Source organism: Rhizobium sp. BR 315 (assembly GCF_050577975.1).
Classification (GTDB): Bacteria; Pseudomonadota; Alphaproteobacteria; order Rhizobiales; family Rhizobiaceae; genus Rhizobium; species Rhizobium miluonense.
In genome coordinates, this window is sequence record NZ_JARWKZ010000001.1 from 317953 (window position 1) to 332601 (window position 14649).

The following is a 14649-nucleotide window of genomic DNA, read 5'->3' on the forward strand; positions in this document are numbered from 1 at the left end:
CACTATTGCGGACAAAACCGGCTTCTGCAAATTCCAAACAGTCCTTTGACCGTCCTATGGCCGGCTCTGAACATGGCCTTCATGCAATCTTCGCCATTTCTTGACAATCGGACGTCAGCTTACCGTCGTCCAGCCTTGGGAGATTCGGCATGTGGAAGTTTGCATCGCGTTCTTGGAGTTCCGTCTCCGGTGCAACGCGTCTGCGTCAACCGGAAACGCAATCGAATACTGACGGGGGGCTGGCCGTCCTCGGGATGCTGATCGTCTGGACCAGCTTCATCTTCGTTGTCTTCCCCAGGCTCGATCTTGCCGTGGCGCGTTTGTTCTTCCAAGGGCATGCGTTCTGGTTGGCGGAGAACCCCTTCCTGAAGGCGGTGAGGGATGTCACGCGCGGGGGCCAGGTTTACCTCCTCTCCGGCATGGTGCTGCTTATTGTATTGCATGTCTTCCTGCCGAAGCGGTTCAGGTTCTGCGCCCCGCACAAGCCTCTATTCGTGCTTCTGAGTTTTGCTGCCGGGCCGCTTGCCATCGTGCAAACGCTGAAGGTCGTGATCGGACGCGTGCGCCCCCGCGAACTCGTCGAGTTCGGCGGCAATGCGGATTTTACGCCCGTGTGGCAGTTTTCCACGGCATGCAGCAGCAACTGCTCCTTCCCTTCGGGTGAAACCGCGGTTGCCGCCGCGGCGCTTTCCCTGCTGGTGTTCGTGCCTGAACGATACAGATGGGGTACCGCGGCCGTTATCACGCCATGCCTGATGCTGGTCGCGTTCAATCGCGTCGTTTTCGGAGCGCATTTCCTGTCCGACGTGATGCTGGGCTGGCTGCTGACGGTCTTTGCCATGGCGTGGATTTGGCGCTGGGTCGACCTGAATGCGAAGGTGATCGATCGGTTCTTTTCGCGCCTGACATCCAAGTGAGTTCAGTTTGCAGCAGGCATTCGACTATTTCCGCTGCGGTGGCGGCAAGACTTCATCCTCGCGCGACGTCTTCCATGATTGCCGGCCAGAACGGCGTGATCATCGGACGAGGCACCTTGCTCTGCGGGATGGAGCGTCATCGGCCGAAGGCATGTTACAGGTCTTAACAGAACGTTTGTTCACCTTTCCTTTAATTAGGAGTTACCTATTTAGCGTTGGCCGCACCGTCGAATGCGGCACAGGCCCGTGCGGCGCACAATGCAAGGGCTTGCGGCAGGGGCTTTCGGGTGAGAGTGACGGGATGGGGTTGGTAGATTGGGCGCTACGCGGCTTGGCCGACATGGATAACCGATGTAGAGGGCGCGCGCGCACGAGCCGTTACGAGCCATGGATTGTGCACGCCATGGAGAGCTTTGAGCGGGAAATGGTGGTCTTTTACCGACGCTCTCAGTTCAAGATTGTCCGCACGAACGCAATGTAAGCACAGGCGCAAGAGATATCAGGGCAGCGTCGATGCGGTCGCTATCAGAAGCGGCATATGCACCCACGACGATATATAGCTTTATTCTAAATTGATGCTTGCAGACGATCTTGTCGGCTCCGGTCGTTGTGTTAGTCTGCCGTGACATTTCCCGTACGGAGAGTCTTCCAATGGTTATGGTGCGCGAACCGATCCTGAAACCTGTTCCAATCGAAGAATTGAGGCCCACCCAGATCACGGTCGGGATGCGTGAGGTCAAGGCCAAGCGAAAGGCGTGGCGAGCGAAAGCGGAGGCCGACGGCGACAAGGCCGGTGAGTTCCTCGGAAATCACATGATCCCCGCCATACGCGGTCCACGCGGTCGATACTACGTCATCGATCATCATCATCTTTCTCTGGCGCTCCACGAGGAAGGCGTGAAGGATGTGCTGGTGACGACAGTCGCGGATCTCTCGCGGCTCGATCGTGAATCCTTCTGGTTCGTGATGGATTGCCATGACTGGATGCATCCCTTCGATGGGGAGGGAAAACGGCGAGGCTATGAGGACATTCCGAAAAGCATCAAGGATCTGATCGACGATCCCTATCGTTCATTGGCGGGCGAATTGCGGCAAGTTGGCGGCTATGCCAAGGATACGACGCCGTTCAGCGAATTCCTCTGGGCGGATTTCCTGCGCCGCCGCGTCAAGCGCAAGGATCTCGACCGGGATTTCGAGGCTGCGCTGGCGAAAGCACTCGAATATGCGAAGAGCAGGGATGCGGATTATCTGCCCGGCTGGTGTGGTCCGGTTGCCGAATAGGCGCACTCCGCCAAGCGCACAGCGTCGACGATACTTGGTGCCGTGGGTAGCAATGTTCGCGAATGGCGCACTCCGGGCATGATCGGTTCTCTCGCGACTCCGCCCGTCAGTTGACACCTTTTCACCAAGCGCCTATGGGAAAGGCAGCCGGTTCCATCCGGCCGTAAGCGTTTGACGTCAAGCAACGCACTCAACGATCCTCGTCGGTCGGAGTGCGTTTTTTTGTGCCTCCGTCGATCGGGAAAAGCCTGGAGATCATCATGGCTTTCAAATCGACAGGTGACGCGGCACAAGGCCGCCTTCTGCTGCTGAGCGCCATTCTTTTCATGTCCTACCTTTGCATCGGCATGTCGCTGCCGATCGTCCCGATCTATGTGACCGAGCAGCTCGGGCTCGGCAATGGCTGGGCAGGGCTCGGCGTCGGCATCGCATTTCTCGCGACGATCCTGACGCGCGGCTATGCCGGAGGTCTGTCAGATCACCGAGGCCCCAAGCTCGCCGTTGTGCGCGGGCTTGCCTTCTATGCCGCAGGCGCGCTGGACTCATTGGGCGCCGGCCTCCTGGTTCATACCCCCTGGACGTCCTATCTGTTCCTTCTTGCCGGCCGCTTGCTGCTCGGGCTGGGTGAAAGCCTGGTTGCGGTTGGAGTGATCGCCTGGGGAATAGGGCTCGTCGGCCCGGCCCGCTCCGGCAAGGTCCTGGCCTTGGTCGGCGCGGCCATCTACGGCGCTCTTGCCCTTGGCGGCCCGATCGGACTGGCTTTACTCGAGCGTTGCGGATTCGCCGGCGCCATGGCGATCGGTGCCGTTCTGCCTTGCCTCGGCTTGCTGGCGATCTGGCGGCTTCCCGCCGTTGCAGCTCATCCGGCTGCGGCGCGTCCGCCGTTCTGGAGCGTCGTTGGCAGGGTATGGATGCACGGGTTCATCGTGTGCCTTCAGGGCATAGGCTTTGCTGCCATCGGCGCCTTCTTCACGCTCTATTTTCTCGACCGTGGCTGGGGTTATGCCGGTCTGGGCCTGACGGCTTTCGGCGGCGGCTTCGTTCTGGTGCGCGTGCATTTCGGCCATCTGCCGGATCGCATTGGCGGCCTGCCGGTGGCAGCCGGATCGCTCGCTATCGAAACTGTGGGGCAGTTCCTGATCTGGAGTGCAAGCGATCCGGTCCTTGCCCTGGTCGGTGCGTTCCTGACGGGGCTTGGATGCTCGATGATCTTCCCGGCCATGGGGCGGGAGGTCGTGCGTCTTGTCGAGCCGCATCTGCGCGGTACGGCCCTGGGGGGCTTTTCGGCCTTTCAGGATCTTGCCTACGGGCTGACGGGTCCTCTTGCCGGTCTGCTCGCCGACCGTGCCGGCTATGACAGCGTGTTCCTGATCGGCGCGGTTGCTGCCGCCGCCGGTCTGCTGATCGCTCTCTCGCTTCTGCGGGCGCGGGCAACCGCATTCAGCTGACCGAATGGATGGTCCCCGCCGCTTGGCCGGGGCCATCCGCTCCTTTTTTCAGGCCGATGCCGGCTTTCCGCTTGCCGTGACTTCCGCCGGCCAGGTGACGTAGTAGTATTTGCCGTTGAGAGAGCCGAAGAAGGCGTTCTGCTTGGTTGGCTTGTCGATATAGCTTCCGTCGCTCGTCCGCACCAAGCTTCCCTTGTCGCTCCGCTTCAGATGATCCCTCAGGAATTCGTTCCAATTGTCGGTGGCGATCTTCTCGGGCTTGGCCGCTTTGCTGGTCTTGTCGTCCGGGTCCCACGCTTTGATCGTCACGCCCTTGGTCGGGTCGGATACGGACAGAGTACCGTTCTTGAGAGCGGCCAGCATCGCTTTAGCTTGCGGACCGCTGACGGGATCGTTGACCGAAGCCTTCAGCTTTGCGGTGAGCGATTTTATGAAGTCGCTCGACGTGACGTCATTGACCACTTTCGGGGCAGCCGCCGGCGTAGCGGCCTTCGTTGTGCCGGTGTTTTTCGACAACCCTGCAAGGAGGATGCTGAATTTGCTGTTCGAATGAGCCGGGCTGACGGAGCCGCCCAAGACCGAACCTGTAGATCTCGATATTTGCGATGTGTCGTTGTTCGTCGTTTGTCCAGCGCGCGGCGTCCGCGATACGACATGCGAATTGTGAAACCGCAGCGAATTGATGTTGTTCACCATGCCAAATCTCCAGGTCTGCGCTAGCGGCCATCTGTGATCGTCTAGCTTGAGGACTTCCCCTCCCGGGAGGGCGGGTGTGTCATCCCGCGCAAGTTGATATCTTCCATAACTTGCACGAAGCTAGATTATTAGACCTTGCGTTGTATTCTGCGATCCATGGAGTTGATCAGCCGCCATCTGATTTGGAGGGGTAAGGCTTAGCAATTTCTTACGAAGCAGCGAAGACGACACCATAGTGATAGGGCGGCAGCTCTATCGCGGCCAGCAATCTGAAGCCGCCGGCTTCGACGATAGTCGTGACGTCTTCGGGCGCCATGCGCATGTCAGTCCTGGGCCCGCGCGGCTGGCCAAGCACTATCGTCTCTTCCCGTGGCCGGTTGACCCAGTTGACGATGCCGAGCAGCCCTGTGGATTTGAGAACCGAGCGAATGACGTGCACAAGTGCCGGCTGGTCGGGCACACCATGGAACGTGTTTGCCATCAGGACATAGTCGACCTTTTCGGGCAGAGATGTCGCGACATCGCGTGCATCAGCGCATATCCATTCTTTTGCGGACACGCCTTGCCGCAGGCATTCTGCCCGTGCCGTTTCGATCATGGCCTCATCCAGATCGAGCGCGCAGACCTTCCCGGCCACCAACTTTGCCAGGGGTGCAGTGAAGTATCCGTCGCCGCAACAAAGATCGAGGACCGTCATTTCCGGCATAATGCGCAGCGCTCGAAGTATTTCCTCAGGCTTCGGCCAAAGCGCCGACCACCAGTCCCGATCCGGCATCGAGGTCGCCGGAAAAGCCTCATTCATTTTCGATCTCCGCCGATGTTGAACCGGGCGTGCGCATGGCGTCACGTCGCAACGATCATCCCGATATTATAGCTGAACGCAGCGCCATTGCGACGTCAGATGACGGTGGGCGCTGCCGCTGACTGTGTAGCCGAGCCAGGTCAGCGCGGCTAGGTCCATTCACGGCAGCAGCATCACGTCGAGGCTTTGTCATTGGAGACAACCATTCAAACAATCAAAGATTTGTTTTAATGTTTAGAGAATGCTAGGTTCTGCGTCAATGACAAGCGCAAAGATTCAGATGTTCGAGCAATTCGCCGCGTTGGCGCGTGTGCTGGGTCATGCGCATCGATTGGAGCTTCTGGAGCATGCTTCGCAGGGCGAACGGCCGGTTGAGCGGCTAGCAGAGCTTTCCGGCCTATCCGTCGCCAACACCTCGGCACATTTGCAGCAGCTGCGCAGAGGCGGCTTCGTCAAAACGCGCCGCGATGGCAAGCATGTTCTCTATCGGCTTGCCGATGGGCCTGTTCTTGATCTGCTTTCGGCGTTGCGCCGTTATGCCGAGCGCAACAGCGCGGAGGTCCGCGAGATCGCTGCCGACTATTTCGGCAAACTCGACGCGCTGGAGCCAGTTACGCGCGTCGAGCTGGTTAGTCGGCTAAAAGATAAGGATGTCACTCTTCTCGACGTTCGGCCGGATGACGAGTTTGCCCTCGGCCATCTGCCCGGTGCGATCAATATCCCTCTGGAAGAGTTGGAACGGCGGCTTGCCGATTTGCCAAAGGAGCAGGAGATCGTCGCCTACTGCAGAGGTTCCTATTGTGTCCTGTCCTTTGAGGCGGTCGCGGCGCTAAGGGCAAAGGGTTATCGCATTCGTCGGCTGGAGGACGGCTTTCCCGAGTGGAAGGCAGCCGGCCTCGATGTGGAAATGGCAGCCTGACAGAAAGAACATCGTCCTTCGCGACTCAAGTTTCTCAGGCCGAGGTGCTCTTTGACCATGTTGCGGCCGTATCCTGCACGAAATGTCCAGGCGATACTTCCTGATAGGTCCGCTTCGGCGGCACGTAGTCATGCGGCCGGATCGCACTCTTGATCTCTTCGCGCTGTGTTTGTGGCTGCATGCTGCGTCGGGTGGGGTCGGGGATCGGCACGGCCGAAATTAGGCGGCGGGTATAGGGATGCTGCGGATTGTCGAAGATGGCGGCGCGCGGGCCGATCTCGACGATTTCGCCCAGATACATCACGGCGACGCGATGGCTCATGCGCTCGACGACGGCCATGTCGTGCGAGATGAAGAGATATGCAAGCCCCTGCTTGTCCTGCAGGTCGAGCAGCAGGTTGGAGACCTGCGCCTTGACGGAAACGTCAAGCGCTGACACGGCCTCGTCGGCGATGATGAATCTCGGGTTGAGGGCGAGCGCCCGGGCGATGGAGATGCGCTGCCGCTGGCCGCCGGAGAATTCATGCGGATAGCGGCTGGCGACGGCGGCCGATAGACCCACCTGATCGAGCAACTCGGCCACGCGTTCCTTTGCATCCCGCTGGCCCATCAGCTTGTGCGACAGCATCGGTTCGATGATCGCTGCGCCGACCGTCATGCGTGGATTGAGCGAGGCGAAAGGGTCCTGGAAGATGATCTGCGCCATGCGGCGCATTGCCCGCAGCTCTTTGCTCCCAGCCTTGGTGACGTCCTTGCCATCAATGGCAACCGAACCTGCCGTTGCCTCGATCAGGCGCATGATCGTGCGCCCGGTGGTGGACTTGCCGCAGCCGGATTCGCCGACGAGCGAGAGTGTTTCGCCTGGGCGAAGATCGAAGGAAACGTCCTCGACGGCGTGGATGCGGCCGTTCGGCAGATCGAAGCGCACGGCAAGATTGTCGACCTTGAGGATCGGCGCAATATCTTGCGCCACCGGCTTCATCTCGCGGCCTTCCGTGGCCTCGCCGGTCTTTGCATCGACTTCCGGAAAGCGCCGGGGAGCCTCGGTCTCGCCCATGGTGCCGAGGCGCGGGATCGAGGCAAGAAGTGATTTGGTATAGCCTTCCTTCGGTGCCGCAAAAATATCCGTTGTGACGCCGGTCTCGATCATGTCGCCGCGGAACATGACGACCGTGCGATCGGCCACTTCCGCCACCACGCCCATGTCGTGGGTGATGAAGAGGACCGCCATGTTCTCTTCGCGCTGCAGTTCGCGGATGAGATGGAGAATTTCAGCCTGGATGGTGACGTCGAGTGCCGTAGTCGGCTCGTCGGCGATCAGCAGCTTGGGGCGGCAGGCAAGCGCCATGGCGATCATCACGCGCTGGCGCATCCCGCCGGAGAATTTATGCGGATACTCGTTGAGCCGCGACTTTGCCGCCGGAATGCGCACGCGCTCCATCAGCCGCAGGGCTTCCGCCTCGGCGGCCTTCCACGAGAGGTTCTGGTGCAGCACCAGCGCCTCAGCGATCTGGTTGCCGATCGTGAACACCGGATTGAGCGAGGTCATCGGCTCCTGAAAGATCATGCCGATCGAGCCGCCACGAACGGAGCGCATCTCCGCTTCCGAAACGGTGAGGAGATCCTTTCCCGCAAGCAGGATCTTGCCCTCGCATCGGGCTCTGCCCGGGGGTAGCAGGCGCATGGTTGAGAGCGCCGTCACGCTCTTGCCCGAGCCGGATTCGCCGACGATGGCGACCGTTTCTCCTGCTGAGACCTGCAGGTTGATGTTGCGGATGACCGCGCGCCAGCCTTCGGCCGTCTTGAACGAGGTCGTCAGATTTTCGATCGAGAGAACCGGTTGGATCGTGTCGGCCATGATCAGCTCTCCTTTGCAAGGCGCGGATCGACCAGATCGCGCAGGCCGTCGCCGAGCAATTGCAGCGACAGCACCGAGAAGACGATGGCAAGGCCGGGGAAGACCATGAGCCAGGGTGCGTTGTTCATGAATTCCCGACCGGAGGCGAGCATGGTTCCCCAGGTCGGCATGTCGGAGGAGACGCCGACGCCGAGGAAGGAAAGGCTTGCTTCCGCGAGCATCGCCGAGGCGAAGACGAAGGTCGCCTGCACCAGAATGGGCGATGCCAAGTTGAGCAGGACATGGCGGCCGAGAATCTGCCAGGTCGGCAGACCCATCGAGATCGCCGCCTCGATATAGGGCAGTTCTCTGAGAACCAGCGTCGAGCCTCGCACGATGCGGGCAAGACGCGGCGCATAGGTGATGCCGAGCGCCAGGATCACGGTTACCAGCGACGGTCCCAGCGCTGCCACGAGCGCGATGGCAAGAAGAATGTCGGGAAAGGACATCATCGCATCGAGCAGACGCGAGATCGGTGCATCCAGCCTGCGGAAATATCCGGCGATAACGCCGAGAAACACGCCGAGCGCGGTTGAAATGCAGACGACACCGAGGCTGACCAGCAGCGAGATGCGGCCGGCGAAGATCGCACGCGAGAAGATGTCACGGCCGAATTCGTCGGTGCCGAAGATATGGGCTGCCGACGGCCCCTTCAGCTTGTTGACGATCGACAGCTTGTTCGGCGCGTAAGGGGCGATCCACGGCGCCAGGATGGCCGCGACGATGACGACAAGCAGGATGATGGCGCCGAAGAGCATGGCCCGGTTGCCGAAGAGGCGTCGCAGGCTCGAAGCGAAGGGAAGCGTGAAGGAGCCGACGGTCATAGGCGCACCCTCGGATCGACGAGAATATAGAGCATGTCGACGACGAAATTGATGAGCACGTAGATGGCTGCCACGACCAGAAGCGCGCCCTGGATCACCGGATAGTCGCGCCGGAGAACGGCTGAGACGACGAGATTGCCGACTCCGGGCAGGCCGAAGACGGTCTCAGTCACGACAGCTCCGGCGACGAGCATGGCGACGGAAAGGCCGATGACGGTGATGATCGGGATCATCGCGTTTTTGAGCGCATGCTTCAGGATGACGCGGCCTTCGCTCGCTCCCTTGGCACGGGCCGTGCGCACATAGTCGTCGCCGAGCACGTCGAGCATGGCGGCGCGGGTGAAGCGGGTGATCATCGCCGAATTGACGACACCCAGCGTAATTGCCGGCAGGACGAGATGGTGCAGACGCTCGAGGAAGTCGGTATCCGGGCCGCCATAGCCCGAAGCCGGGAACCAGCCCTGGCCAACGGCCAGGATCTGGATCAGCATCAGACCGAGCCAGAAGCTCGGGACACTCGCCGCCACCATGGTGAGAACAACGACGATCTGATCGAAGATCGTTCCCCGCTTGACGGCCGAGATGATTCCGACGGGAAGCGCGATCGCCGTGGCGATCAGGATGGAGAACAGCGTCAGGAAGAAGGTCGGCTCGGCGCGAGCGGCAAGCGCCTGGGTGACTGGCTGGTTGAGAAAGATCGATTGCCCGAGATCGCCCTTGAACAGGCCGAGCACGAACTGCGCGTATTGAACGAGCAGCGGCGCGTCCAGCCCCATCTTGGCCCGCAATTGTGCAATGTCCTGCGGCGTGGCGTCGGCCCCGAGCATGACGGCCGCCGGATCGCCCGGAGTAACCCGGACGATAACGAAGACGACCGTCACGACGAGCGCGAGCACAATCACCATGCCTCCGAGACGTCGCAAAAGCGCCTGGGCGATCTTTGCCATGTGCGTTCAGCCTTATTTCTTCGGGGTGACGTTCCAGAAGTGCGGCCAATAGGTCGGCGTATAGCCGGTGACCGAGGCGGAGACGCCCGAAAGGGCGTTGAAGTTGCCGACCTTGTAGAGAGGCGCATCGTCGTAGATCACGGTCTGGATACCTGCCCATGCCTTCTGTTTCGCGTCGTCGCTCGTCGCGTCCATGTAGGTCGAGACAGCCTTGGCCTTCTGATCGGAGACATACCAGCCGGGATAGCTGTCGGTGATTGTGTTGATCGTGGTCGGGTCGCCGGGGAAGTTGGAGTGCGTGATGAAGATATCCCACTCTTTCGGATCGGCGCGGCGGGTCGTCAGCGTTGCCCAGTCGACCACCTGCATGTCGACCTTGAAGCCCGCAGCCTCCAGATAAGCCTTGGCGACCTCGCCGATTTTATAGTGGAATTCATACTGGCGGCTGGTCAGAAGCCGCAGCGGTGTGCCGTCATATCCGGCGTCCTTCAGCAGCTTTGCCGCCGTTTCGGGATCGCCTTCGCCATAGCGCGCAACGCCGGCCTCAGTGTGCCAGAACGAGCCTTTCGGGAAGATGGAGCCATCGACGCTGAAGAAGCGTTGATCGTTGAAGGCGGCAAGCATCATGTCGGAAGAATTCAGCGCGGCCTGCGCGGCCTGGCGCAGCGGCTTCTTGACCAGCAGGCCCTGCTTCATGTTCATGTTGAGCGATACCCAGCCGGTATTCTCGAAGATGACGGGCTTGGCGTTGCCGCTCTTTTCGATGCGCTCATAGGCGCTGACAGGCAGGGAGTCAGCGAAATCGAACTGCCCGGAGATCAGCCCTTCGACGCGGGTATTGGCATCCGGCACCGGCACGAAGCGGATTTCCTTGGCGACGGCGTCGCGCTTGCCGGCATAGTTGTTCGGCTCGCCAACGGGCGACTTGTAGCCGTCGAAGCGCACGAGCTGCGTATACTGGTCCGGCTTGCGTTCTTTCAGCATGTAAGGGCCGGTGCCGATGAAGTCGGTAATCGTGTCGGCAACCTTGGCTGCTGGAAGGATGATCGAGGATTGGGAAAGCGTCGCCAGCAGCGGCGCATAGCGCGACTTCAGCTTGAAGATCACGGCATGATCGCCATCGGCCGTCAGGCTGTCGACGATCGTGGCAACCTGCTTGCCCTTGGAATTGACGTTCATCCAGCGCTTCAGCGAGGCGACGACATCCTTGGAGCCGAAATCGCTGCCGTCGTGGAACTTGACGCCTTCGCGCAGCGGAATGCGATAGGTGAGGCCATCCTGCGAAATCGTCGGCATGGCAGCTGCCAGCAGCGGAACGGACTTCCATTGGCCATCGTAGGTGTAGAGCGTCTCGAAAATATGCTGATCGACCGTCAGCACGATATCGGTGGGCGTCTGCATGGCATCGAGGGTGGGCAGCTCGCCGATGGTGGCGACGGTCAGAACGCCGTCTGACGTCTGGGCGATCGCCAGATTGCTGGTGCCGGCGAGCATAGCCAGCGTGAGAAGAACGAATGCGCTTTTCATCATCATCCCCTTTTTGTCAGCCGTCCTCTTAGGACCGTCGCTTTTGTCAATCGGCATGCATGCAACCGGCTTTTGTCCTGGTCGATGTCAGGTTCAAGGCATCGCGGTTCGCCAAAGCGTGGCCGTTGCCTGCATGGCGCCGCGATCTTCCGCAGGCTCATGGTGATCGAATATGGACAGCAACTAGGCGGCGTTCATTTTCGGAAGGCCTGCTGCTGCGCTGTTCACCCGTTGATGTCTTATTGTGTAATTTTTTTTCTTAATAACGACATGATATTCGTCATTGTCAACGGCTTTTTGTTAATTCGCATATCTTCATGTAAATTATTTTCGTAATTCGATGGATTTGCGCGTGGATTTTCATGAGTACAACTAACCGGCGGTGAGGCGTTGAAGCGCAGAGGACGCTCGTTCGATGGACAGTCCTGGTCGGGATCCGCCACACCGGCCACGTTCGCCAATCATCTCGAAACCGTAAGGTTCCGGCAAAGTGGGCGGCAGGAATGGGCGATAGGGTCGCATCGGCTCAAGCGAGCCGAAAGTCCAGACTCACCACGAAGGAGTGGAACATGTTCAGAAAGTTGCTTGCGATCGGGATCATCTCTGCGGCCGGATTGGCGGCGGGCACGGCATTGGCTCGCAACGAGGAGGGTACGATCGCCAATATCGATGCAAAGGCGGATCAGATCACTCTGTCCTCGGGCACGGTCGTCAACCTACCCGAAAACATCGAAGTCGAATCCCTGAAGGTTGGCGAGCACGTCTCGGTAAAATACAGCGTACAGAAATCCGGCCATACCCTGGCGTCGCAGGTTCGGCCGGTGAAATAGGCTGAAAACGGCAGCCGATTTTCAGATTCTTGGAAAGGACAGGCAGACCTGGAGCCCAGGCCTGCCATCTTTCAGTGTGATCGGGGCTGAGTGCAGGTCCGCTGTTGCCTTGACCAGGCTCAATCCCAATCCGCTGCCGGGTGTCGTGCGGCTCTTGTCCAGGCGGTAGAGCCGCCTGAACACCAGCTCGCGTTCCTCTACCGGAATACCCGGGCCATTGTCCGAGACGCAGGCGAGATAGGCTTGATCCGTTACTGTCAGCGTCATCGAGATACGGGTCCCGGCCGGGCAATGGGTCATCGCATTCTCGATGAGATTGACGAAGAGCTGGGTCAGCAGCTCGCGGTCGCCGTTGATTGTGGACGGCGCGGATGCCTGCAGCTTCAATTCCAGCGTCTGCGCATTGTCTTCAGCAACATGTTCATAGATTTCCGCCACCGAGGCCATGATTTCGCGTAGATCCAAAGGTTTGAAGCGGGCCTTGCCGGCGCCCGCCTCGATTTGCGAGATTCGCAAAAGCGCGCCGAATGTCGCGTCGATCCTGTCGCATTCCTCGCGAGCGTCGAGAAGCAGGCCCTCGACGGTCTCGGACTGCCCTTGCCGCTGCAAAGCCAGCTCGATCGTCATGCGCAGGCGATTGAGCGGCGTTTTCAGATCATGGGCGATATCCGCGCTCACCTGGCGCATGCTTTCCACGAGGCTGGAGAGCCGGCCGAGCGCGTGGTTCATATGAGTGGAAACGACGTCGATGTCGTCTCCATTGCCGCGAACCGGAATCCGGCAGGCGAGATTGCCACCCGAGACCTTAATCATGGTGCGCTCGATGGATTCCAGCCGCCTTGTCGCCCGTCCGGCGAGCAGCGCGCCTCCGACGATCACCACGGCCACGATGAGGCCGGAAGCCCACAGGAAGCTTGCGAGGACGATATGTTCGATAGCGTCGGTCTCGCGGTAGCTTTGTCCGACGACGAGCGAGTTGCCGCCGACATTGCCCGCCATCACCCTTATCGGGTCGTTGCCGCTTAGTCCGAGAACGGCTGCCGGCATGGTCGAAAGTCCAGGCTTGATTTGCGATGTCCTGATATTGCCTGCCAGCTTCTCTCCTCGCTCGTTCAAGAGAAGGAATACCTGATCCTCTGCATTCTTGAGCGCAGAATATGTATCGACGGCGGCGATCAGGTCTTCGAGATCGTCGGACGAATAGGTCGACGCGACGACGGAATAGGTGTCGCCCACGGACCGATCGATGGCCCGGGCAAGTTCCCGTTCCATCAGCCCGTAAGCAATCGCGCCCGCCACTAGAAGGGCGACGATGAAGAAAAGTCCGAAGGATAAGGCCAGCCTGAAAGGCGTGCTGCGCAGCAATCTAGCGCGGCGCATGCATGCAATATCCCGTGTTTCGGACCGTATGAACAAGCTGTACGTCAAACGGCTTGTCGATCTTTGTTCGCAGGCGGCTGATGTGCGTTTCCACTACGCTCGTTTTGGGATCGAAATGGAAGTCCCAGACCCGCTCAAGCAGCATGGTTCGCGTGAGCACCCTGCCTTCGGCCCGCATCAGAACCTCCAGAAGCGTGAATTCCCGGGGCTGAAGATCGATCGGCGTGCCTTGCCGGCTGACTTGCCGTTTTACAACATCGAGCTCGAGGTCTGCGATCCGGAGCACGGTCTTGCGATCCTGTACGGGCGGCCGTCGCGCCAGCGCGTTCAGCCGTGCGAGCAGTTCGGAAAAGGCAAAGGGCTTGGTCAGGTAGTCGTCGCCGCCTGCCTCGAGCCCCTCGACCCTGTCTTCGACGCCGCTCATGGAGGTCAGGAATATGGCCGGCGTCTCGACCTTGGCGGCCCTGGCGGCCTTGACCAGCGAAAGGCCGTCAAGGCCCGGTATCATGCGATCGACGATGAGCACGTCGTAGTGTTCGCGGGTTGCCTGGAACAGCGCATCCGTACCATCGCGGATCACATCGCAGACGTGCCCGGCTTCGCTGAGGCCGCGCGAGATGTAATCGGCAGTCTTCCGGTCGTCCTCGACGACAAGTATTTTCATGCTTCGGCTGCGCTCCGTTGATCGTGATACGCGCGGAAATATGGCTTCCGAAGGTGTCAGCAGCCTGAACGGGTACTTACAAATCCGTAAGGTCGCTCGGATCTCAAATATTGGCTCCTTACGAAACGGTATGCTCCCCGCAAAGACCACGTATAGGCGGCTCCATAGAAAGGATGGCGTCGACGTCGCAGCAAATGCGGTCGGCGGATCAACCTGAGACCGTAGGTCACAAACCGGAGCCATCCCCATGAACATGTCCAAAGCCGCCCAACGCGTCCGTCTCGTCGCTCTCGCGGGGCTCATGATGCTGCCTGTCGCCGCTCATGCCGCGGCACCCCGCCCATGCGAAGATGCGCTCAAGGAAATGCGTGCCGCAAAAGCGACCGCAAAGCTGAGCGTGGACGACAAGGCCAAGGTCGATGCGCTCGAGGCAAAGGCGGTCGAACGCTGCAATGCCGACGACGACAGGCGGGCCGATGGCTTTCTGGACGACGCGATGAAGCTGATGAAGAAGTGA

General features: G+C 60.1%; 14 protein-coding genes. 6 read left to right on the forward strand and 8 right to left on the reverse strand.

The window, feature by feature from the left end; all coding sequences use genetic code 11:
* Window positions 1-149: 149 nt before the first annotated feature.
* The 3 genes from QD409_RS01520 to QD409_RS01530 all read left to right on the forward strand — a co-directional run bounded on the left by QD409_RS01520 (window position 150) and on the right by QD409_RS01530 (window position 3646).
* Window positions 150-917: a phosphatase PAP2 family protein gene (locus QD409_RS01520; RefSeq protein WP_430761685.1), complete on the forward strand. Its 768-nt coding sequence runs from the start codon at window positions 150-152 to the stop codon at window positions 915-917.
* Window positions 918-1568: 651 nt separating this feature from the next.
* Window positions 1569-2198: a ParB-like protein gene (locus QD409_RS01525; protein ID WP_430761686.1), complete on the forward strand. Its 630-nt coding sequence runs from the start codon at window positions 1569-1571 to the stop codon at window positions 2196-2198.
* A 260-nt stretch (window positions 2199-2458) separates the two neighbouring features.
* On the forward strand, window positions 2459-3646 hold the full coding sequence (locus QD409_RS01530; RefSeq protein ID WP_430761687.1) for an arabinose transporter: 1188 nt from the start codon (window positions 2459-2461) through the stop codon (window positions 3644-3646).
* A gap of 48 nt (window positions 3647-3694) precedes the next feature.
* On the opposite strand, the gene QD409_RS01535 is transcribed toward QD409_RS01530, so the two are convergent.
* Window positions 3695-4342, reverse strand: a complete 648-nt coding sequence (locus QD409_RS01535) for a hypothetical protein (protein WP_430761688.1) — start codon at window positions 4340-4342, stop codon at window positions 3695-3697.
* A 208-nt stretch (window positions 4343-4550) separates the two neighbouring features.
* The gene (locus QD409_RS01540; RefSeq protein WP_430761689.1) at window positions 4551-5144 is read right to left on the reverse strand and encodes a class I SAM-dependent methyltransferase; all 594 of its coding nucleotides are present in this window, start codon (window positions 5142-5144) and stop codon (window positions 4551-4553) included.
* A gap of 259 nt (window positions 5145-5403) precedes the next feature.
* Here QD409_RS01540 and QD409_RS01545 point away from each other — a divergent pair, with 259 nt between their 5' ends.
* Window positions 5404-6063 (forward strand): ArsR/SmtB family transcription factor, encoded by a 660-nt coding sequence (locus QD409_RS01545; RefSeq protein ID WP_430761690.1) that lies wholly within the window; start codon window positions 5404-5406, stop codon window positions 6061-6063.
* 34 nt (window positions 6064-6097) lie between these two features.
* Here QD409_RS01545 and QD409_RS01550 read toward each other — a convergent pair whose 3' ends face one another.
* The 4 genes from QD409_RS01550 to QD409_RS01565 are packed head-to-tail and all read right to left on the reverse strand — an operon-like array spanning window position 6098 to window position 11264.
* Complete coding sequence (locus QD409_RS01550) at window positions 6098-7921, reverse strand: ABC transporter ATP-binding protein (protein ID WP_430761691.1); 1824 nt, start codon at window positions 7919-7921, stop codon at window positions 6098-6100.
* A gap of 2 nt (window positions 7922-7923) precedes the next feature.
* Window positions 7924-8784 (reverse strand): ABC transporter permease, encoded by an 861-nt coding sequence (locus QD409_RS01555; protein WP_430761692.1) that lies wholly within the window; start codon window positions 8782-8784, stop codon window positions 7924-7926.
* The gene (locus tag QD409_RS01560) at window positions 8781-9722 is read right to left on the reverse strand and encodes an ABC transporter permease (protein WP_430761874.1); all 942 of its coding nucleotides are present in this window, start codon (window positions 9720-9722) and stop codon (window positions 8781-8783) included. The genes QD409_RS01555 and QD409_RS01560 overlap by 4 nt, the downstream gene beginning before the upstream one ends.
* Before the next feature lie 21 nt (window positions 9723-9743).
* Complete coding sequence (locus tag QD409_RS01565; protein ID WP_430761693.1) at window positions 9744-11264, reverse strand: ABC transporter substrate-binding protein; 1521 nt, start codon at window positions 11262-11264, stop codon at window positions 9744-9746.
* Window positions 11265-11827: 563 nt separating this feature from the next.
* On the opposite strand from QD409_RS01565, the gene QD409_RS01570 reads away from it, so the two are divergent.
* A complete protein-coding gene (locus tag QD409_RS01570) occupies window positions 11828-12088 on the forward strand; it encodes a DUF1344 domain-containing protein (RefSeq protein WP_430761694.1) in 261 nt (86 codons plus the stop codon).
* Between the two features lie 21 nt (window positions 12089-12109).
* On the opposite strand, the gene QD409_RS01575 is transcribed toward QD409_RS01570, so the two are convergent.
* Both QD409_RS01575 and QD409_RS01580 read right to left on the reverse strand, forming a co-directional pair.
* Window positions 12110-13468, reverse strand: a complete 1359-nt coding sequence (locus tag QD409_RS01575) for an ATP-binding protein (protein WP_430761695.1) — start codon at window positions 13466-13468, stop codon at window positions 12110-12112.
* Window positions 13455-14132: a winged helix-turn-helix domain-containing protein gene (locus tag QD409_RS01580; protein ID WP_430761696.1), complete on the reverse strand. Its 678-nt coding sequence runs from the start codon at window positions 14130-14132 to the stop codon at window positions 13455-13457. The genes QD409_RS01575 and QD409_RS01580 overlap by 14 nt, the downstream gene beginning before the upstream one ends.
* A gap of 247 nt (window positions 14133-14379) precedes the next feature.
* Between QD409_RS01580 and QD409_RS01585 the strand changes: the two genes are divergently transcribed.
* Window positions 14380-14649 carry a hypothetical protein gene (locus QD409_RS01585; RefSeq protein WP_430761697.1) on the forward strand — a complete coding sequence of 90 codons (270 nt, stop codon included), beginning with the start codon at window positions 14380-14382 and terminating at the stop codon, window positions 14647-14649.